The 20,643-nt window shown below is 63.6% G+C and carries 19 protein-coding genes; 10 read left to right on the forward strand and 9 right to left on the reverse strand.

Annotation, left to right across the window (positions count from 1 at the left end):
• The 3 genes from ACTHJ1_RS10860 to ACTHJ1_RS10870 all read left to right on the forward strand — a co-directional run.
• Positions 1-839, forward strand: an 839-nt coding sequence (locus tag ACTHJ1_RS10860; RefSeq protein WP_440191924.1) for an acyl-CoA dehydrogenase family protein, incomplete at its 5' end; no start/stop codon positions are given.
• 37 nt (positions 840-876) lie between these two features.
• Positions 877-1,845, forward strand: coding sequence for a tripartite tricarboxylate transporter substrate binding protein (locus tag ACTHJ1_RS10865; protein WP_440191927.1), 969 nt, complete (start codon positions 877-879; stop codon positions 1,843-1,845).
• A 1-nt stretch (position 1,846) separates the two neighbouring features.
• Complete coding sequence (locus ACTHJ1_RS10870; protein WP_440191930.1) at positions 1,847-2,956, forward strand: NAD(P)H-dependent flavin oxidoreductase; 1,110 nt, start codon at positions 1,847-1,849, stop codon at positions 2,954-2,956.
• Between the two features lie 21 nt (positions 2,957-2,977).
• Here the strand turns inward: ACTHJ1_RS10870 and ACTHJ1_RS10875 are convergent, their stop codons facing one another.
• The 5 genes from ACTHJ1_RS10875 to ACTHJ1_RS10895 form a co-directional block, all read right to left on the reverse strand.
• Positions 2,978-3,793 (reverse strand): ferritin-like domain-containing protein, encoded by an 816-nt coding sequence (locus ACTHJ1_RS10875; RefSeq protein ID WP_440191933.1) that lies wholly within the window; start codon positions 3,791-3,793, stop codon positions 2,978-2,980.
• A gap of 31 nt (positions 3,794-3,824) precedes the next feature.
• The gene (locus ACTHJ1_RS10880; protein ID WP_440191936.1) at positions 3,825-5,372 is read right to left on the reverse strand and encodes a SpoVR family protein; all 1,548 of its coding nucleotides are present in this window, start codon (positions 5,370-5,372) and stop codon (positions 3,825-3,827) included.
• A complete protein-coding gene (locus tag ACTHJ1_RS10885; RefSeq protein ID WP_440191939.1) occupies positions 5,369-6,634 on the reverse strand; it encodes a YeaH/YhbH family protein in 1,266 nt (421 codons plus the stop codon). Before ACTHJ1_RS10885 ends, ACTHJ1_RS10880 begins: the two co-directional genes overlap by 4 nt.
• Before the next feature lie 15 nt (positions 6,635-6,649).
• Positions 6,650-8,575: a PrkA family serine protein kinase gene (locus ACTHJ1_RS10890; RefSeq protein WP_440191942.1), complete on the reverse strand. Its 1,926-nt coding sequence runs from the start codon at positions 8,573-8,575 to the stop codon at positions 6,650-6,652.
• 355 nt (positions 8,576-8,930) lie between these two features.
• Positions 8,931-9,815, reverse strand: coding sequence for a LysR family transcriptional regulator (locus ACTHJ1_RS10895; RefSeq protein ID WP_440191945.1), 885 nt, complete (start codon positions 9,813-9,815; stop codon positions 8,931-8,933).
• Between the two features lie 111 nt (positions 9,816-9,926).
• On the opposite strand from ACTHJ1_RS10895, the gene ACTHJ1_RS10900 reads away from it, so the two are divergent.
• From ACTHJ1_RS10900 to ACTHJ1_RS10915, 4 genes are all read left to right on the forward strand, one after another.
• A complete protein-coding gene (locus ACTHJ1_RS10900) occupies positions 9,927-10,805 on the forward strand; it encodes an alpha/beta fold hydrolase (RefSeq protein WP_440191948.1) in 879 nt (292 codons plus the stop codon).
• Between the two features lie 81 nt (positions 10,806-10,886).
• Positions 10,887-12,305 carry a 3-isopropylmalate dehydratase large subunit gene (leuC, locus tag ACTHJ1_RS10905; protein ID WP_440191951.1) on the forward strand — a complete coding sequence of 473 codons (1,419 nt, stop codon included), beginning with the start codon at positions 10,887-10,889 and terminating at the stop codon, positions 12,303-12,305.
• A complete protein-coding gene (gene leuD, locus ACTHJ1_RS10910) occupies positions 12,298-12,945 on the forward strand; it encodes a 3-isopropylmalate dehydratase small subunit (RefSeq protein WP_440191954.1) in 648 nt (215 codons plus the stop codon). The genes leuC and leuD overlap by 8 nt, the downstream gene beginning before the upstream one ends.
• 91 nt (positions 12,946-13,036) lie before the next feature.
• Positions 13,037-14,365 (forward strand): MFS transporter, encoded by a 1,329-nt coding sequence (locus tag ACTHJ1_RS10915; RefSeq protein ID WP_440191957.1) that lies wholly within the window; start codon positions 13,037-13,039, stop codon positions 14,363-14,365.
• Between the two features lie 36 nt (positions 14,366-14,401).
• Here ACTHJ1_RS10915 and ACTHJ1_RS10920 read toward each other — a convergent pair whose 3' ends face one another.
• The 3 genes from ACTHJ1_RS10920 to ACTHJ1_RS10930 form a co-directional block, all read right to left on the reverse strand.
• Positions 14,402-15,103 carry a molybdate ABC transporter substrate-binding protein gene (locus tag ACTHJ1_RS10920; RefSeq protein WP_440191960.1) on the reverse strand — a complete coding sequence of 234 codons (702 nt, stop codon included), beginning with the start codon at positions 15,101-15,103 and terminating at the stop codon, positions 14,402-14,404.
• A gap of 30 nt (positions 15,104-15,133) precedes the next feature.
• Positions 15,134-16,108, reverse strand: a complete 975-nt coding sequence (locus tag ACTHJ1_RS10925) for a Bug family tripartite tricarboxylate transporter substrate binding protein (protein WP_440191963.1) — start codon at positions 16,106-16,108, stop codon at positions 15,134-15,136.
• A gap of 65 nt (positions 16,109-16,173) precedes the next feature.
• Entirely contained in the window at positions 16,174-17,052 is an 879-nt protein-coding gene (locus ACTHJ1_RS10930) for a fumarylacetoacetate hydrolase family protein (protein ID WP_440191966.1), read from the reverse strand.
• Between the two features lie 156 nt (positions 17,053-17,208).
• Between ACTHJ1_RS10930 and ACTHJ1_RS10935 the strand changes: the two genes are divergently transcribed.
• Together ACTHJ1_RS10935 and bluB are read left to right on the forward strand one after the other, a co-directional pair.
• Positions 17,209-17,928: a FadR/GntR family transcriptional regulator gene (locus ACTHJ1_RS10935; protein WP_440191969.1), complete on the forward strand. Its 720-nt coding sequence runs from the start codon at positions 17,209-17,211 to the stop codon at positions 17,926-17,928.
• 118 nt (positions 17,929-18,046) lie between these two features.
• The gene (gene bluB, locus ACTHJ1_RS10940) at positions 18,047-18,688 is read left to right on the forward strand and encodes a 5,6-dimethylbenzimidazole synthase (protein ID WP_440191972.1); all 642 of its coding nucleotides are present in this window, start codon (positions 18,047-18,049) and stop codon (positions 18,686-18,688) included.
• Positions 18,689-18,698: 10 nt separating this feature from the next.
• Here the strand turns inward: bluB and ACTHJ1_RS10945 are convergent, their stop codons facing one another.
• Positions 18,699-19,565 carry a helix-turn-helix domain-containing protein gene (locus tag ACTHJ1_RS10945; RefSeq protein WP_440191975.1) on the reverse strand — a complete coding sequence of 289 codons (867 nt, stop codon included), beginning with the start codon at positions 19,563-19,565 and terminating at the stop codon, positions 18,699-18,701.
• A 174-nt stretch (positions 19,566-19,739) separates the two neighbouring features.
• On the opposite strand from ACTHJ1_RS10945, the gene ACTHJ1_RS10950 reads away from it, so the two are divergent.
• Positions 19,740-20,627, forward strand: coding sequence for an NmrA family NAD(P)-binding protein (locus ACTHJ1_RS10950; protein WP_440191978.1), 888 nt, complete (start codon positions 19,740-19,742; stop codon positions 20,625-20,627).
• The last annotated feature ends 16 nt before the right edge of the window (positions 20,628-20,643 follow it).

Raw genomic sequence — 20,643 nt, forward strand, 5'->3', positions numbered from 1 at the left:
AGCGCCGCTATCTGCCCCTGCTGGCGAGCGGCGAGGCCACGGGCTGTTTCGCCCTGACCGAACCGCAGGCCGGTTCCGACGCAACCGCACAGAAAACCGTTGCCGTGCGCAGCGGCGAGCACTTCGAGATCACCGGCCGCAAGTGCTTCATCACCAACGCGCCCATCGCCGACCTGTTCACCGTTTTCGCTCGCAGCGAGCCCGGCACCACGGGCGCCGCCGGCATCTCGGCGTTTCTCGTCGAGCGCGGCGCGGCCGGGCTTTCCACCCCGCCCGCCTATCGCAAGATGGGACAGCATGGTTCGCCTGTGGGCGAGGTGATTCTGGATCGTGTGCGGGTGCATGAGAGCGCCATCGTGGGCGGCCTGGAAGGCAAGGGGTTTCGCACCGCGATGAAGGCGCTGAACAAGCAGCGCATCAACTTGGCCGGCCTGTGCGTCGGACCCTCGGTGCGCCTGGTGCGTGAAATGGTGCGACACGCGCAGTCGCGCAGGCAATTCGGTCAGCCCATCGGCGAATTTCAACTGGTGCAGCAGATGATCGCCGAAAGCAATACCGAAACGCATGCGGCGCGGGCGCTGGTGCTGGAGACCGCGCGCAAACGCGACGACGGCATGGACGTGACCATGGAGGCCTCCATGTGCAAGCTGTTCGCGTCGGAAGTCAGCGGCAGGGTTGCGGACAGAGCAGTGCAGATTTTCGGCGGCAGCGGCTACATCGCCGACAACGTGGCGGAACGCTTCTATCGCGATGTGAGGTTGTTCCGCCTCTACGAAGGAACCAGCCAGATCCATATCGGCAATATCGCCAGGCGGACGATGGCGAGCATGTCGATCTGAACGGGTCGGCACGAATAATCAAACCCAGGAGACAACCATGAAACTCGCTTCTTTGCTGATGGCCTGCGCCATCGCCGTCAGCCCGTTCGCCGCCCGCGCGGCCAACAGCTACCCCGACAAACCCATCCACATCATTGTTCCCTTCTCGGCCGGCGGCATTGTCGACTCGGTCGCCCGCATCGTGGGCCAGAAGCTCTCGGAGAAATACGGCCAACCCGTGATCGTAGAGAACCGCACGGGCGCGGGCGGCGTGGTCGGCACGGAATACGCCTCGCGCGCGCCGGCGGACGGATACACGCTGCTGCTGGTAAGCCCGAGCCATGCCGTCGCTCCGATCCTGGAAAAGAACGCCCATTGGAATCCGGTACGGGACTTCAAGGCGATTTCGGGCATAGGCATCGTGCCCAATGTGATCGTGGTGAATCCCTCAGTGCCTGCCCACAACATGGCCGAGTTCATCGCGCTGGCCAGGAAAAGCAATCCGCCGCTGACCTACGCCACCGCGGGCATCGGAACCTCCAACCATCTTTCGGGCGAATTGCTGGCGCAGGACGCCAAGATCAAGCTCGTCATGGTGCCCTATAAAGGCCAGACCGACGCGCTCACCGATCTGCTGGCCGGCCGCGTGGCCATGATGCCGCTGACCGCTGCGCTGGCCATGCCCAACGTCAAGGCCGGCAAGCTGCGCGCGCTGGCTGTGACCACCGCTCAGCGCGCCAGCGCCATGCCCGATCTGCCCACCGTCGCCGAATCCGCCCCGTTGCCGGGCTATGAAGTCGGCACCTGGTTCGGATTGGTGGCGCCCGCTGCCACGCCGCAGGCCATCCGCGATCAATTGGCCGCCGAAGTGCACAGCATCGTCGACATGCCCGATGTGCGGGCCAAGTTCACGCATCTGGGCATGGAGATGAATTGGCAGTCGCCGGCCCAGTTCGATGCCTTCGTGGCCAAGGAGTTCGACAAATGGACCAAGGTCTCCAAGCAGGCCCACTGGCAAATGCACTGACATGACGCGCGGCGGCACTTCCCGCCTGCGCACGGCGCTGTGCGATCGGCTGGGCATACGTCATCCCATCTTCGGGTTCTCGCACGAACCCGACGTGGTCGTGGCCATCGCCCAGGCGGGTGGGTTTCCGATCCTGGGTCTGGCACGCGATGCGCCCGAGCACATCCCCGCCATCGTGGCCGATGTCGAACGGCGCCTGGCGGGCCTGCCCTACGGCATAGACCTGATGCTGCCGTCCAGGGTGCCGCAGCAGGCGGACCTGGACAGCCTGCGGCGGAATCTGCCGCGCGAACACGTCGAGTTCGTGCAGGCGCTGCGCCAGCGCTTCGACATCAAACCGCCTTCCAGACCCAGCTTTTTCACCTCGCAGGCCCGTTCCGAAGCGCTGTTCCAGGCGCAGATCGAAGCCGTGCTGGGCTCCAGTGCGCTGGGGATCGCCACGGCCATCGGCCTGCGACCCGAGCTCATCGACCGTGCGCGCAGCCTGGGCAAGGTGACGTTTTCCCTGGTCGGCTCGGTTCGCCACGCGCAAAAAGCGCTGGCGCTCGGCGTGGATGTGCTCGTCGCACAAGGCTATGACGCAGGCGGCCACACCGGCCCCATCGGCACCCTGTCGCTGGTGCCGCAAGTGATCGGCGCGGCGGATGGCAAGCCGGTGCTGGCCGCCGGCGGCATTGCTACCGGCGCGCAAGTGCTGGGCTGCCTGGGCATGGGCGCACAAGGCGCCTGGCTGGGCACCCTGTGGATGGGCGCGAAAGAAAGCCATACGCCGCGGGCGCTGCTGCAGCGCCTGATCGCCAGCGGCAGCGAGGACACGGTGATCTCGCGCGCGCACAGCGGCAAGCCCTGCCGCGTCGTGCGCAGCGACTGGATAGACGCCTGGGCGCAGGCCGGCGCGCCTGCGCCGCTGGACATGCCCTTGCAGCAGGTATTGACCGGCGAGGTCTTCGCCTCGATCCACGAGAACGACGACCCTCGCCTCATCTACGAGGCTGCGGGGCAGAGCGTATTCGGGATCGACGCGCCCACCTGCGTGGCCGATCAGATGCGCAAGCTGGTGGACGAGATGGAAGACGCCTGGGATAGGCTGCGCCGTTGCGCACGGCCCTGAGTCTTTCCGTGCTCCAGCCCGTCAGCGCGAAAACAGGAACCGCGACAGGGGCCTGACGGCCCAGCCCGTCGCCGCCAGCAGGCCGCGCTGCACTCGGGCCGGCAGGTCGAGGGGCTTGATCATCATTTTCACGCTCATATCGATGGGCAGACTGTCCATCACCATCCGGCTGACCCGTTCGATTCTGCGCGCGCTGAATTGCGGATCGCCGACGCGCCCGGGATAGCGCGCGGCCAGCACGTGGCGCATGGCGATTTCTTCGTCTTCGTTGCGGATCTCGAGCGACCGGCGCAATAGCGCCCGGAACACTGCATAGCGGCCCAGCCGCTCGCTCTGGTTGTAGCGCTTGAAGGCCTGATAGAAGATCTTGTAATGGTGTACTTCGTCCGCATGAATGCGCTCGGCGATCTGCGCCAGGACAGGCTCGTCCGCGCACTGGCCTATGGTGCGGTACAGGCTGGACGTGCCGGTTTCGATCACGCAGCGCGCCACCAGTTCCCGCGCCCGCGTCTTCTCGAGCTGCTCGCGCGAGCAGGTACGGGAATATTCGGCGAAGAATCCGGCAAACGACGCATCCCAGTCGAAATCGGGCCAAACGGCGCCCACATAAGCCTTGAGCGCCCTGCCGTGCTGCAATTCCTCGGCTTCCCAATCGTCGCGCAGCCAGGCGCAGAAATCGTCGTCGCCGTCGAAGAAATCGATCAGCGTATGCGAGTACAGATCCGAACCGCTTTCGACGAACGATGCCGCGCACAGCAGCAGCATCAAGTCTTCGTTGGCTGCTGCGCGCTGAACGTCGATACGAGAGAAGTCGATATTCTCGACACGCCACCGCATGGCATTGCTCCATTGCCGACGGGACACACGTTCACGGGTCGACCTGCCGATACGACATCACCGTTCCGTCGGGCAGGACCTCTTCCATGCGCACCCGGAAACCCCACAGCCGCCCCAGGTGTTTCATGACCTGGTCGGCCTCTTCTTCAGCCAGCGGCCTGCCGCGGACCTGCTGATAGCGCAGGAGCAGGGAACGATCCGAGTCGCGGTAATAGCGAGCGACCTGAATGTCCGGCAGCTGGTTGTCGCGGTCGTATTGTGACGCCAGAAGACGCCGGATGTCACGATAGCCCTCGTCGTCGTGTATGGCCGCGACGTCGAGCTTGGCGTTGGCCTGCCTGTCGGAGATGGCGAAGAAGCGGAACTCGCGAATGAGTTTGGGCGAGAGATATTGCGCGATGAAGGACTCGTCCTTGAAGTTGCGCATGGCGAAGTCCAGGGTAGCGAGCCAGTCGCCGCCGGCAATATCCGGAAACCACTTTCTGTCTTCGGCGCTGGGCGTCTCGCAGATGCGCCGTATGTCGGCCATCATGGCATAGCCCAAGGCGTAGGGGTTCAGGCCGCCGTAGCCGCGCTCGTCGAAGCTGCGCTGGCTGACCACGCTGGTATGGCTTTGCAGGAACTCCATCATGAAGCCGTCGGTGACCTGGCCGTCGCGGTGCAGGCGGTTGAGCAAGGTGTAATGCCAGAAGGTGGCCCAGCCTTCATTCATGACCTTGGTCTGCGATTGCGGATAAAAGTACTGGGCGATCTTGCGCACGATGCGCACTAGCTCGCGCTGCCAGGGTTCGAGTTTGGGTGCGTGCTTTTCGATGAAGTAGAGCAGGTTCTCTTCGGGCTCGGGCGGGAACACCGGCTGTTTATCTTGCGGCACGTCGCTCGCACTGAAGACCGGTACCGTACGCCACAAGTCGTTGTACTGCATCCGGGCATGCTCTTCGCGCTCCGCCTGGCGCCGGGCTTCCTCGCGGTAGGAAACGGGCGTGGGCCGCTTGTAGCGGTCTACCCCCTGCAGGCTGAGCGCATGACACGAATCGAGTATGGCTTCGACGGCCTCGAAGCCGTAGCGGTCTTCGCAATCCATGACGTATTTACGCGCAAACACCAGGTAGTCGAGAATGCCGTCGGCATCCGTCCACTGGCGGAACAGATAATTGCCCTTGAAAAAGGAATTGTGCCCGTAGCAGGCGTGAGCGATGACCAGGGCCTGCATCGCCATGGAGTTCTCTTCCATGAGATACGCGATGCAGGGATTGGAATTGATGACGATCTCGTAGGCCAGCCCCTGCATGCCGCGGCGGTAGTACTGCTCGTTGCGGATGAATTCTTTGCCGAACGACCAGTGCGGATAGCCGATGGGCAGTCCGCCCGAAGCATAGGCGTCGAGCATCTGTTCGGAGGTGATGATCTCGATCTGGTTGGGATAGGTGTCCAGCCCGTAGGCGCGAGCCGTCCTCGCGATGACTTCGTCATAGCGCTGAATCAGTTCGAAAGTCCATTCCGAACCGGTGGATATGGGATGACTGGGCCGCTCCAGGGTCTGGATCTCGTCAGTGGCGGCGTTGAGGAAGGTTTTCATGACTGATCGGCCTCCTTCCTGAAAAGCTCGTGAAACACAGGGAATATTTCGCTGCGCTCATGAATGCGGCGCATGGCGAAATTGGGCTTGGCTTGCTGCTCGTATTCGGCCCACAGGCTGCTCTTGCGCGCTTCGGAAGAATCGGGCACTTCGATATAGGCGAAGTAGCGCGTGGCCGGCAGCAGATTCTCCGCGAGAAATCGCGCGCTCTTGCCGGCGTCGGCGCCGAAGGAGTCGCCGTCGCTGGCCTGCGCGGCGTAGATGTTCCAGTCCGCAGGCGGATAGCGGTCGAGCATGATCTGGTTCATGAGTTCAAGCGCCGACAGCACGATGGTGCCGCCGCTCTTGGTGTCGTAGAAGAACGTGTGCTCGTCGACTTCCTCGGCGTTGTCGGTATGGCGGATGAAGACCACGTCGACGTGCTCGTACTTGCGCGACAGAAACATGTACAGCAGGGTAAAGAAACGCTTGGCCAGGTCTTTCTTGCTCTCGTCCATGGAGCCAGACACGTCCATCAGGCAGAACATGACGGCGCGCGCCACAGGGACGACGACCGGCACGCGGTGGCGGTATCGCAGGTCGAGATCGTCCAGGAACGGCACCTTCGCCACGCGGCCTGCCCATTCCTCGACGTCGGCGCGCAGCGCGGCAAGTTCTTCTTCGGGCGCCCCTCGGGCGGCGGCTTCTTCCAGGCGGGCTTGGGCGTGTTCCAGCCCGCTGCGCGCGTTCAGCCCCAGCGCCACGCGGCGCGACAGCGAGGCCTTGAGCGTGCGGCTCACGCTCAACTGGCTGGGTGAACCCGTAGTGGTGTAGCCCGCGCGCTGCCATTTGGTTTCGGACACGTCGCCCAATTGGGTGCGCGCCAGATGCGGCAGCTCCAGGTCATCGAAGAACAGGCTGAGAAACTCGGCACGCGACAGACTGAAGGTGAACTGATCCACCGACTCGCCCTCGCCCGCCTCCGAGCCGTCGCCCTCCCCGCCGCCTTGAGGACGATCGAGCTGATCGCCCTTGGCGAATTCCTTGTTGCCGGGGAGCACGGTTTCGCGGTCGCCGCCCTGACCGACCCGAAAATGCGGTTCGGAGATGTCGCGCACGGGCAGCTTGACCTCGCCGCCCTGCTCCATGTCTTCGATGGAGCGGTCGCGGATCATGTCGCCGACCGCCTTGCGGATCTGCTCCTTGTAGCGGCGCAGGAACCGTTCGCGATTGGCCGCGCTCTTATTGCGGCCGTTCAGGCGTCTGTCTATGAGCGAATTCATGGCGCACCCCGCTCATCAGGAGGACTTCCTCACACGCAAATACCATTCGCACAGCAGCCGGACCTGCTTCTCGGTATAGCCCTTGCTGACCATGCGATCCACGAAACTCTGGTGCTTGTTCTTGTCGTCGGCCGATGCCTTGGCGTTGAACGAGATCACGGGCAGCAGGTCTTCGGTGTTGGAGAACATTTTCTTCTCGATCACCTCGCGCAGCTTCTCGTAGCTGGTCCAGGCCGGGTTGCGGCCGGCGTTGTTGGCGCGGGCTCGCAGCACGAAGTTGACGATCTCGTTGCGGAAATCCTTGGGGTTGGCGATGCCGGCGGGCTTCTCGATCTTTTCCAGCTCGTCGTTGAGCGCGCCGCGATCGAAGCTCTCGCCGGTCTCCGGATCGCGGAACTCCTCGTCCTGGATCCAGCAATCGGCGAACGTGACGTAGCGGTCGAAAATGTTCTGCCCGTATTCGGAATACGACTCGAGATAGGCTGTCTGGATTTCCTTGCCGATGAACTCGGCATAGCGCACCGCCAGATAGCCCTTGATGAATTCGAGATAGCGGCGGCGGACTTCTTCCTGCAGGTCGTCGCGCACGATACGCTGTTCCAGCACGTACATCAGGTGCACGGGATTGGCGGCCACCTCGGTCTGGTCGTAGTTGAAGACCGAGGAGAGGATCTTGTAGGCAAAGCGCGTGGACACGCCCGTCATGCCTTCGTCGATCCCGGCGTACTCCTTGTATTCCTGCAGCGCCTTGGCCTTGGGGTCGACGTCTTTGAGCGTTTCGCCGTCGTAAACCCGCATCTTGGAATAGATGCTGGAATTTTCAGGCTCCTTGAGCCGCGTCAACACCGAGAACTGCGCCATCATATCGAGCGTTCCTGGCGCGCAAGGCGCGTTGGACAGCGAACTGTTGCGCAACAGTTTCTCGTAGATGTGCACCTCTTCGGTCACCTGCAGGCAGTACGGCACCTTGACGATGTAGATGCGGTCGAGGAAGGCCTCGTTGTGCTTGTTGTTGCGGAAAGTCTGCCATTCGGCCTCGTTCGAGTGCGCGAGGATCATGCCGTTGAAGGGAATGGCCGAGAAACCTTCGGTGCCCTTGAAGTTGCCCTCCTGGGTCGCGGTCAGCAGCGGATGCAGCATCTTGATGGGCGCCTTGAACATTTCGACGAACTCGAGCAGGCCTTGATTGGCCAGGCACAGTCCGCCCGAATAGCTGTAGGCATCGGGATCGTCTTGCGAGTAGCGATCGAGCATGCGGATGTCGACCTTGCCCACCAGCGAAGAGATGTCCTGGTTGTTTTCGTCTCCCGGCTCGGTCTTGGCGATGGCCACCTGGCGCAGCACCGAAGGCATCAGCTTGACCACGCGGAACCTGGAGACATCGCCTTCGAATTCCCTCAGGCGCTTGACGGCCCAGGGCGACATGATGCCGCTCAGGCAGCGCGTGGGAATGCCGTATTCGGTCTGCAGCTGCGGGCCGAACACGTCGGGATTGAACAGGCCCAGCGGCGATTCGTTGACGGGCGAACCCTTGAGCGCATAGATGGGATAGCGCTCCATCAGCGCCTTCAGTCGTTCGGCGATGGACGATTTGCCGCCACCGACGGGGCCCAGCAGGTAGAGAATCTGCTTGCGCTCTTCCAGGCCTTGCGAGGCGTGCTTGAAGAACGCCACGATCTGATCGATGACCTCTTCCATGCCGTAGAACTCGCGAAACGCCGGATAGCGTCTCATGAGCCGATTGGAGAACAGGCGCGAGAGACGCGGATCGTTGCGCGTGTCGATCAGCTCCGGCTCGCCGATGGCGGCGAGCATGCGCTCCGCCGGGCTGGCGTAGACCATTGGATCTTGCCTGGCCAGATTCAGAAACTCTTCGAGCGAGAACTCGGCTTCCTGATCGCGGGCGTATTGCGATTTGAAACCTTCGAGGATGTTGCTCATGGCCGACCTCCTGCGATTTCATGCGTTCTAAATACAGAAACGCTTCTGTCATTGTGTGCTTCAAGCAAGCGCTATGCCAGAGATTCCTTGAATTTATTCACCACAGGATATAGGCCTGTTGGTGAAAGCACACACAAGAGAAAGGATATGAAACCTTATATTGAGTTAGGCCCCATTCTTTGAAAACAGTTCCATCAATGCAGAAAAATACAGGGCCATATTCATTGTGGTTAATGTATTACTTGAAATGCATCGAAGCGCTTTTCTGGTGCATGCCATGCACCAGATCGCGCCTCGATCGCCTGCGCACGGGCTACCGAGCCGGTGACGAGGGCGATAGGCGGCGATGCTTTATTCATTTCAGAAAATCCCCCAAAAAATCCACGAAAGCGCGCAGTTTTGCCGACAGTCGATTGCGTTCCAGATAGATCGCGTGGATATCGGCGTTGGGTAGCGACCACTCGGAGAGCAGCGGCGTCAGCTCTGCGCGCGCAATATGGCCGGCGACTTCCCATTCCGAGCGCACCGCTATGCCGCGCCCGTCCAGCGCCCAGCGCAGCACGGCGCTGCCGTCGTTGCTAGACAGCGCGCCGCCGACCTTGACCGTTTCCGCGCGCTTGCCGCGCGAAAAGTGCCAGGTGCCGTAGGCCGAGTCGTTTTCGCGCAGCACGATGCAGGCATGGCGGGCCAGATCGTGCGGCACCGACGGCTTGCCGTGCTGTTTTAGATAAGCCGGCGACGCACACACGATGCGGCGGTTCTTGCGCAGCAGCCGCGCGTTGATGCGCGCGTCGGGCACCTCGCCGAAACGGATGCCCAGGTCGTAGCCTTCTTCCTGCAGGCTCAGGGGTCGCTCCGTCAATTGCAGCTGGATCTGCATGGACGGAAAGCGCTCGACGAATTCAGATATCGCCGGCGCAATATAGGCGCGGCCGAAACCGAATGACGCGTTCACGCGCAACAGCCCCGCCGGCTCGCCGCGGCTGCGCGTGACGAGCTGCTCGAGCTCCGACAGCTCATCGAGTATGCGTGAGCCGTTGGCCAGATAAAGCTCGCCTTCCGGCGTAAGCGAAAGCCTGCGCGTGGTGCGGTTCACCAGGCGCACGCCCAGTCGGCGCTCCAGCTGCGCGAGTCGCTTGCTGACGGCCGGCGGCGTGACGCCCAGTTCGCGCGCAGCGGCGGCCAGATTGCGGTGGCGCGCCACCAGCGCGAATAGGTTCAAATCGGAAAAACCATCCATTGCACCGCGCTCGAACTTATTAGTTCTTTTAAGTTACTACTGAATTTCTTTTCGGTAAAACATATCTTTATCGGCATCAATTAGACTGGATGCAACGAGAAGGAGACGATCATGTTCGAGGGCTACACCGATGCATCGGCAACAATCGACGGCGTGCGCATCCACGCCGTCAAAGGCGGTCGTGGCCCCGCGCTGCTGCTGCTGCATGGCCATCCGCAGACGCACGCGATCTGGCACAAAGTTGCCCCCGTGCTCGCTCGACACTACACGGTGATCGCCGCCGACCTGCGCGGCTATGGCGACAGCGGCAAGCCGCCGGGCACCGATGATCACGCCAACTATTCCAAGCGCCGCATGGCGCTGGATCAGGTCGAACTCATGCGCCGACAAGGTCATGACGCGTTCGCGCTCATCGGCCACGATCGGGGCGGACGCGTCGCCGCGCGCATGGCGATCGATTACCCCGATAGTGTGACGCGGCTGGTGACGCTGGACGTTGCCCCGACCGTCGCGATGTACGAACAAACTTCTTTCGATTTCGCGCGCGCCTACTGGCACTGGTTCTTTCTGGTGCGGCCCGCGCCCTTTCCCGAAACGCTGATCCGCGCCGATCCCGATCTGTATCTCAAGCAAACCATCGGCGCGCGCAGCGCGGGACTCAAACCGTTCACGTCCGAGGCCTACGCCGCCTATCTGCGCTGCCTGTCGGATCCGGCCACGGCGCACGGCATCTGCGAAGACTATCGCGCCTCGATCACCATCGACCTCGAACACGACCGCGCCGATCTGGCCGCGGGCAGGAAGATAACCTGCCCTTTCCTGGCGCTATGGGGCGCTGACGGCGTGATCGGCAAATGCTTCGACCCCTTGACCGAGTGGCGCAAGTGGAGCGCGGACGTCGAGGGCCATGCCCTGCCCTGCGGCCACTACATACCGGAAGAAGCGCCTGAGCTGTTGCTAGAGCGCGTGCTGCCCTTCCTGCAGCGCTGATTTACCCCTACGAAGTCTTGCTTGAGGCTGCCCTCGCGGGCGCCTCTCTATCCGCTCGTCCATTTCAAATCGGATTTCGCCATGTCTTCGCGCACGCTTTACCAAAAACTGGTCGATACGCACACGGTATCGATCGTCGACGCCGAGCACGTGCTGCTCTACGCCGACCTGCACATCATGAACGAATACACCAGCCCTCAGGCCTTCGCGGGGCTGCATGAGAAGGGGCTGCGCGTGAGGCGCCCGCACCAGCAAATGGGCGTGGTCGACCACGTGATCCCCACCAAACCCGTGCCGGCGAGCTCGCGCGTCATCGAGATCATGGATGCCGCCAAGCAGGCCGCCAATTTCGCCCGCAACTGCACCCGGCACGGCATACATCTGTTCGACGTGCACGACCCCATCCAAGGCATCGAGCACGTCGTCGCGCCCGAGCTCGGCCTGATCCGCCCCGGCATGGTGGTGCTGTGCGGCGACAGCCATACGACCACCTACGGCGCGCTCGGCGCATTGGGATTCGGCATCGGCACCTCGGAGGTCGAGCACGTACTGGCGACGCAGACGCTGGTCTACCGCGTCGCGCAAAACATGCGCATTGTCGTGGACGGCTTGCTGGCGCGCGGCGCCACGTCCAAGGATCTGGTGCTGCACATCATTGCCCGTATCGGCGCCCAGGGCGCGCGCGGCTACGCGGTCGAATACATGGGCGAGGCGATCGCCGCGCTGTCCGCCGAGGCCCGCATGACCCTGTGCAATATGACCGTGGAAGCCGGCGCCCGAGCCGCGCTGATCGCTCCGGACCGCACGACGCTGGACTATGTCCGCGGCAAGGTGCGCGATCTGGACGCCGCAACGCTTGAAGCCGCGTGCGAGGCCTGGTCTCGGCTGCGCTCGGACGACGACGCGCATTTCGATGCAGAGCACAGGTTCGACGCCCAAGGCGTCGCACCGTATGTCACTTGGGGCACCAGCCCGGATCAGGCTGTGCCGATCGACGGCCGCATACCCGAGGCAGAAAACGGCTCGGGCCTGGACATCGCCACTCTGCGCAAGGCGCTCGATTACATCGGACTGACGGCAGGCGCAGCCATCGAGGGCACGCCCATCGACCGCGTGTTCATCGGTTCGTGCACCAACGCCCGCATCGAAGACCTGCGCGCGGCCGCCGACGTGGTGCGCGGCCGCAAGGTGGCCCCGACGGTGCGGGCGATGGTTGTCCCCGGCTCGGGAATGGTGCGCGACGAGGCCGAGCGCGAGGGCACCGCGCAGATCCTCATCGACGCGGGATTCGAGTGGCGCCAGCCGGGCTGCTCGATGTGCCTGGCGATGAACGACGACGTGCTGGCGCCGGGCGAACGCTGCGCCTCGACGACCAACCGCAATTTCGAAGGGCGCCAAGGTCGCGACAGCAAGACCCATCTGATGAGCCCTGCGATGGCCGCCGCTGCCGCGATCGCGGGCCGCATCGTAGACATACGCAAGGAGTTCGACCATGACTGAACCGCTCGTGATCGCCGGCATCGCCGCGCCGCTGCCGATCAACAACCTCGATACCGACCAGATCATGCCCAAGCAGTTTCTGCTGGGCATCGATAAGTCGGGACTGGCCCGCGGTCTGCTGCACGACCTGCGCTTCGACGCGGACGGCCAAGCCCGCGATCGGTTCGTGCTGAATCGCCCCGAATACCGCGGCGCGAAAATTCTTCTGGGCGGCGCCAACTTCGGCTGCGGCTCCAGCCGCGAGCACGCCGTGTGGGGCCTGCAGCAGGCCGGCTTCGACGCGGTGATCGCGCCGAGCTATGGCGAGATTTTTTACTTCAATGCGTCGAACAACCGGCTGCTGCTGGTCTCGCTTCCCGCGGAACAGATCGAAGCCATCGCCGCCGAGATCGAAGACAGCCGCGACAAGCGGCTGACCATCGACGTCGGAAACGAAGTCGTAATCGGGCCTTCGGGTCGGCGTCATGCCTTCGCCTTGCCGGCGCGCCAGAAACAGATGCTGGTGGTGGGTTTGGACATGGTAGGCATGACGCTGCGCCAGGAAGACGCCATCGATACCTTCGAGGCATGCCACCGGGCGGCCATGCCCTGGTGCCGCATCGATCTGAGCACGGCGGTATGCATAGATAAACCGCGGTAAACAGCGGCAAAACCCAGCGCGCCGCGCGGGCCGGATTTTCCACACACAACACAAACCGTTCGTGCGGCGCACGCAACGGCAGGAGACACTTATGCCTACGATAATCGAAAGTCCCGACGAGGTGATGGAAACCCGCGTCGTTCGCAGGATATCCCGACGCATCACGCCTTTCATCATCGTTCTTTATTTCCTCAGTTTCCTCAATCGCGTCAACGTCGGCTTCGCCGGTCTGACGATGAACCACGACATCGGCCTGACCAAGGCCATGTTCGGCGTCGGCGCCGGGGTCTTCTTCATCGGCTACATCCTGGCCGGCATGCCGTCCAACCTGGCATTGCAGCGCGTGGGGGCGCGCCGATGGATTGCGCTGCTCATGGTGCTTTGGGGGCTGCTGTCGGCGGCCACCGCGTTCGTGGTGGGACCGTATAGCTTCTATGCGCTGCGCTTGCTGCTCGGCCTGGCCGAGGCGGGGTTTTTCCCCGGCGTGATTCTCTACCTGAGCTTCTGGTTTCCGGCGCGCCGCCGCGCGCTCGTCACGGCGCTGTTCATGGCGGCCGCGCCGCTGTCGAACATGATCGGTTCGCCCATCTCGGGCGCGCTGATGAACCTGGAAGGCGTCGCAAACCTGCATGGCTGGCAATGGCTGTTCTTGGCCGAAGGCGCGCCGACCGTGCTGCTGGGCATCGTCTCCTGGTTCTTCCTGACCGACCGGCCGGAAGACGCTAGGTGGCTCGCACCTGCGGAGCGCCAATGGCTGAGCGAAGAAATGCGGCGTGAACGCGATCTGAAAGCCGCGCAGAGCAAATCCAGCGTCTGGGATGCCTTCAAGGATCCACGCGTGCTGCTGCTTTCGCTGGTCTACGCGGGCACCTCGACCGGCCTGTACGCCATCGGCATCTGGGCACCAATGATCATTCACCAGTTCGGCTTCAGCTACTTCCAGCTGGGCTTGGTGAACGCGATCCCGAACCTGGTCGCGGTCGTTACCATGGTGCTGTGGGCGCGCCGTTCGGATCGCACCGGCGAACGGCGCCTGCACGTGGCCGTCGCCTGCCTGGCGGCCTGCGTCGGGATGCTGCTATCAGGCCACGCGACCGGCGCAATCGTCATGGTCGCCGGCCTGTCCATCGCCAACTTCGGCATCAACGCGGCCAAGCCGCCGCTCTGGAGCATGCCCACGCAGTTCCTGTCCGGCTCCGCAGCGGCCACCGGCATCGCGCTAGTCAACGCGATGGGCGGCCTGATCGGCGGCACCATCGGCCCGATAGTGATCGGCAAGCTGCGCGATGTCAGCGGCGATTACTCGCTGGGCCTGTACTTCGTCAGCGCGACCCTGCTGGTTTCGGCGATCTTGGCGTATCTCTTCGGCTGGCGCAGCCGGCGCGAAAGCCGGGTTTTAGCCGCCGCCGGTCGGCAGTAGCGTCGCATTCAGCGCGGCGGCGGTCCTGCCGGATATTTATGCTTCGAGTTTGAAGCCTGCAGTCTGGCGCAGTTGGCGTGATGCTTCGCCAGCCAGCGCCTGCACAAAGCGCGCGGCGAGCTCAGGCTGCCGCGCCCGGGCACATACGGCAGCGGTATACACCGTGTCCAGACCGTAGCCTGGCGGCAGCTCGCCCACCAGCTTCACACCCGGCGTGTAGAGGATCTCCGTAACCTGGGTGCATCCCACCAGACCGTCGCCCGCCGCGGCAGCCATCTCGCGCATGGCCGTCGCGCCGTTCGGATGCTCGTGTATGCGTCCGTGCAGGGTCTGAGTGAGTCCCAGGCGCTCCAGCACGCTCGCCACATGAATGCCCGCGCTGGACTTGCTCAGATGCGGGACATAAAGTCCCTGCGCGGCAGACAGCGCGGCGCGCAAGGCCTCTGCGTCGCCGATGGCCACGTCCGGGTCGGCGGATCGCACGGCCACGCCGGTCGCCACGCCGCCTAGATCCCTGGCGCTGCCCGCGACGACGTGCCCCTGCCGTTCCAACGCCTCGATCAGCGAGGCCGACAGGATCAGAACATCGCAGGGCTCGCCGGACAGCAGCTTGTCGCGCATCAGCCCCACGGCGCCGAACGTGGCGGACAGGACGCAGCCCTGCCCTGCCTCGAAGTCGCCCTGCAGGCCGCTCGCCACGGCCTTCGCGGCGCCGCCGCTGAAAAGTACCAATTCCATTACCGCTCCATTGTGATCGGTGAACTCGGGTCAGTTCACGGAAATATGCGCCGCATCGACGATCTCATGCCATTTGACGATGTCCTGCTTGAGGAATTGGGTGAATTCCCCGGGTGACATCTGCAGGGGCGTCACGCCGCTCTTGGCCCAGGACTCGCGTATGTCCTGGCGCTGCGTGATCTTGCCGATTTCATGATTGAGCTTGTCCACAACGGCCTTGGGCGTGCCCTTGGGCGCAAGCAGGCCCAGCCACAGCGTTGCGGTGTAGCCAGGCAACCCGGCCTGCGCCATCGTGGGCACGTCGGGCAGCACCGCCGAACGCGTCTTGCTGGTCACGCCCAGCGCGCGTACCCTGCCGCCGGCGATCAGCGGGGCCATGGTGCTGACCGCGTCGAACATCATGTCCACCTGTCCGCTCAGCAAGTCGGTGCGCGCCTCATTGCTGCCCTTATAGGGAATGTGCACGATGTTCACCCCGGCCATGTGCTTGAACAGTTCGCCCGCCATGTTGTAGGGCGTGCCCGTGCCCGACGACGCATAGTTCAGCTTGCCGGGTTGGGCCTTGGCCTCGCGGATCAGGTCGGCCAGGCTATGCGCCGGCAGCGTGGCCCGCACCGCCAGCACCAGCGGCGCCTCGTTGATCGGTGTGATGGGAACGAAGTCGCGCATCAGCTCGTAAGGCCGCCGCTTGAGCAAGGACTCGTTGACCGTCTGCGTGTTCGAGATCACCAGCAAGGTATAGCCGTCCGGCGCGGCTTTGGCGACGTATTGCGTGCCGATCACCGCGCCGGCGCCCGGCTTGTCCTCGACAATGAAAGACTGGCCGGTCGCTTTGCCCAGCTCCTGGGCCAGGACCCGCGCATAGACGTCCGCCGATCCGCCTGCGGCGAAAGGCACGACGATCGTGACGGCATGATCGGGATAGCTCTCGCGGGCCGAAGCCTGCGTCGGCAGAAACGCCGCTGCGGCCAGGCAGGCCAGGCTTGCAAAAAAAGTTCCTCGCATTGCTTGTCTCCTCGTTCTTCGTGTTGTCGTTGTCGGTCGGCGCCCTTAAACCCGGGCGCCGCGAATCAGGCTACCGTGTTCTCCAGCGTACCCAGGCCCTGGATTTCGATACGAATGACGTCGCCGGAGCGCACGAAGCGCGGCGGCGTAAAGCCGATGCCCACGCCGGCCGGTGTGCCCGTGGCGATGATGTCGCCGGGCAGCAGGGTCATGCCTGCCGAGATCGTCTCGATCAGCGTGGGAATGTCGAAAATCAATTGCGACGTGTTGGCGTTCTGGCGCAGTTCGCCGTTGACCCAGCACTTCACATCCAGGCTGCGCGCGTCGACCTCATCGAACGTCGTCACGTAAGGGCCCATGGGGCAGAAGCCGTCGAGCGACTTGCCCAGAAACCATTGGCGATGCAGCTTCTGCAGATCCCTGGCCGTAAAGTCGTTGATGATCGTGTAGCCGAACACATGATCGAAAGCTTCCGATTTTTTGATGCCCAGGCCGGGCTTGCCGATAACCACCGCCAGCTCGGCCTCGTAGTCCAATTGGGAAGTCACCGCTTCATGCGAGGGAATGAATGCGCCGGGCCCGATGACGGAGGTGTAGGCCTTGGTGAAGACCACGGGCGCCTCGGGCGCGAGTTCGCCGGCCTTGGCGCTGCTGTCGAAGCCCGATTTGCTGAATTCGGCGGCGTGATCGTGATAGTTCTTGCCCACGCACAGGATGTTGCGGCGAGGACGGTCTATTGGCGCCAGCGGCGCCGCCGCGGATAACGGCCTGCCTGGACCGGACGGCTGCAACGCGGCCGCCAGCCGGCCATGGCTGGCGATCAGGTCGACGAGATCGCCGGCAAAGCCCGGCACCAGATCCGATACGGGCCAGAAGCGGCCGCCGTCGGGGTCGACCACGGCAATGGTTTGCTTGCCATCGAGAGAGAGATTTGCGAATTTCATGACACCAGCCTATTGTGAATGAACAGATCCATTTGGTTCAGCTTTTATAGAATCGGCTCATTTTATAGAACCAATTGGACAATATTTCAATCAAATTTGGGCATTTAATTAACCAATTGGTACCGTATATACTATTCCACAAAGCAGGAGTCCATCGTGGAAGAATCCGACGCACACACGCATGACGGCCGCACGGCCTTGAGATCCACAGGCGCCAAGGCGCTCTCGGCATATTTGAATGACGCCATGTGCGCAGGGCAATTGCGCGCCGGTGTGAGGCTGCCTCCCGAACGCGAGCTGAGCCAGCGTTTCAACACCTCGCGCGGCACCGTGCGGCGCGTGCTGGCGCAGTTCCGCGAACGCGGCCTGATCGCGCAGGCCGCCGGCAGCGGCACCTTCGTGCTGCATGGCGCCGACGGGCTTGCGAGTTCCAATCAGGCTGGCTGGCTGGACATGCACGTCAGTCCGGCCGAGCTCATGGAGGCGCGCAGGCTGATCGAGCCGCTGATGCCCATCCTGATCGCGCGGCACGCCACGGCTGCCGATTTCGCCGCCATGCAGTCCTGCCTGGACCGCTCGGAAGCCGCCCAGACCATCGAGGATTTCGAGCGCTGGGACGGCGAACTGCACAAGGCCTTCGCGGTGGCCACGCACAATGCCCTCTTCGTGCAGAACCTGGCGCTGACCAACCGCGCGCGCGAACAAGGCGAGTGGGGCAGGCTCAAGCGCAATTCGCTCACGCCGCAGCGACGCCAGGAATACGAACGCCAGCACCGGGCTATCGTGGCGGCGCTGCGCGACCGCGATGCCGTCCGCGCCGGCGCGCTGCTGTCACAGCATCTGGAACAAGTGCAACGCAATCTGTTCGGCGAATGATCCGTGCGCGGGCAATGCGCACAACCTGGTAGCTGTCGGAACAAGGTCTGCGCCTGGCCTGGGGTACAGTCTTCTGCGCAACCTTTCAACCGACTATCCGCCTAGAAGGCGTTCTTGCATGGGGCATTCTTTCAGCGAATCCGAACGGGCGGCGGTCTACCGCGCCATCCACGAGCGGCGCGACATGCGCCACTTCGCATCGTCCCCGGTCGACGCCGCTACCCTGAGCCGCCTGATCGATGCCGCGCACCATGCGCCCAGCGTCGGCTACATGCAGCCCTGGCGTATCCTGCGCATCACCGATCCGGCATTGCGCGAGACGCTGCACGCCGAGGTGGAACGCGAACGGTTGAAAACCGCCGATGCCTTGGGCAAGCGCCGCGACGAGTTCATGCGCCTGAAGGTGGAAGGCATGCGCCAATGCGCCGAAATACTGGTGGTGGGCCTGATGGACGGCCGCGAAGGCCATGTCTTCGGGCGGCGCACCCTGCCGGAAATGGATCTGGCCTCAGTCGCCTGCGCCATTCAGAACATGTGGCTGGCCGCCCGCGCCGAGGGCCTGGGCCTGGGCTGGGTGTCGATTTTCGATCCGGACGCGGTGCGCGAGATTCTGCGCATGCCCGCCGGCGCCAAGCCGGTCGCGATCCTGTGCCTCGGACACGTCGAACAGTTTTATGACGCGCCCATGCTGGAAATCGAAGGATGGGCCGAGCGCAAACCGCTGCGAGATTGCGTCTTCGAGAATTATTGGCCGGCTTAGCCTGTCATCTCTAGAGGGAACTGCGCAGGACGTCGCGCGGCGTCATGCCGAACTCGCGTTTCATCCACGCGGCCATATGGCTTTGGTGCGCGAAACCTGCTTCCAGCGCCACCTGCCCCACGCTCATCTTGCCTTGCATCAGCAAGGACTTGGCCCGATCGAGCCGACGCAGCACGACATGCCTGTGCACGGGGACGCCCACGGTTTCGCGAAACAGCACCTTGAAATGCGGCACGCTCAACTCGACCAGCGCGGCCAGCTCGCCGAGCGTGAGGGGTGCATCGAGATGCGCCTCGATATAGTCGAGAACGCGCGCCGCCGCCCTGGGCGACAAGACACGCCGTCTGCGGTCGCGCTGCACCTGGGCGCCTGCCAGGCGCACGATCATGCCCGTGCACAGGCTTTCGGCGAAAAGCGGATCGCAGGTATCCTTGGCTTCGAGCTCGGCGCGCAGCGCCCATGCCATATGCTGGAAGCGCGCATCGCGCCACTGGAGCCGGTGATGGATTTGCGCATCGGCCGCCTTCAGGCCGAGCTGATCGCAGGTCTTGCGCACAAGCTCGTCCGAGAACCAGATGCCGAGGACGGTACAGTCGGCATCGTCGGACCATTCGCCATCGAGGCCGGCGGGAATGACGTCGACGTCGCCATGCGCCTGGATCCGCGTCGAGCGTGAAGTGTCGCAACGGCAAACTGCGTTGACAGGCGCGCCGACATGCACACCGACGCGATGATGCTTGAACCCGGGAATGCGATGCCGCCCCGCGGAGATTCCGAACATGTCCGCGCCGAAACCGGACCAGCCCAGCGAGGCGCTGGACAACAGGCTGACGCGTTGGCCCGAATGCGGCTCCAGCGCGATATGAGCGAGATTCATCGTCCGATCCTTCCCGGCCGACTGGCCGAACGCCCTATTCTGCTTCATTTCCAGCCTTGGCGCGGCGGCCGCGGCGCAGATCGTCATCCGAATCTGCTGCGATTCCTCCGTTTCCGCGCGCTTTCACGTTCGAGGCTGCGTAAGCTCGGCGCTGGTCGAATCGGGAGACGCATCATGTACGTAATTTTTGGCGCATCAGGCAAGGTTGGACGCTCGACTGTGGCGGCACTCAGGAGAGAGGGACGCGAGGTGCGCGCCATCGTGCGCAATCCGGCTCAGGGCGAAGCGCTGTGGCGGCTGGGATGTGAAGTCGCGATCGCCGATCTGGGCGACGAGGTGTCCGTGCGGCGCGCGCTCGAAGGCGCGCAGGCTGTGCAGATGCTGTGCCCCGTGCCGTATGGGGCAGCGGACCCTGCCGCCGAGATGCGCCATACGATCGCCACGACCGCGCGCGTCCTGGGCGACCATCCGCACCTGCACGTGCTCGCCTTGTCGGACTATGGCGCTGAAGTGGCCGACGGGATAGGGATACCGATGCTGTACGGCGAGATGGAAGCGAAATTCAAGGAGATTGCGCCGCGGCTTACCCTGCTGCGCTCCGCCCCACATATGCAGAATTGGATACGCGTATTGCCGCACGCGATGTCCAACGGGGTTCTTGCCACGCTGTACCATCCGATCGACAAGCGGTTTCCGACCGTGTCGGCGCACGACGTCGGCGTCGTTGCCGCACAGCTGCTGCTCGACGAGCCGGCCGCCAGCGGCGTACGCATCGTGAGCGTGGAGGCGGCACAGCGATACAGTGCCGAGGATGCCGCGCACGCGCTCGCCGAGGTGTGCGACCGCGACGTCGGCGCGTATGCCCTGCCGCGCGAGAAATGGTCCACTGTGCTTGAGCAGGCGGGGATGAATCCGAACATGGCCGATCTCGTCATCGAAACGAGCGATGCGCAGAATAACGGGTGGGTCGACGCGGCAGCAGGCACCGAGAGGCGCTTCGGCCCGACCGGGCTGCGCGACGTGCTGGCCGGGTTGGTCGCATCGGCCGGCGCGCGCTGGTAGGGCGCGGATTCAGAGG

The organism is Bordetella sp. (genome assembly GCF_051960075.1).
GTDB lineage: Bacteria > Pseudomonadota > Gammaproteobacteria > Burkholderiales > Burkholderiaceae_B > Bordetella.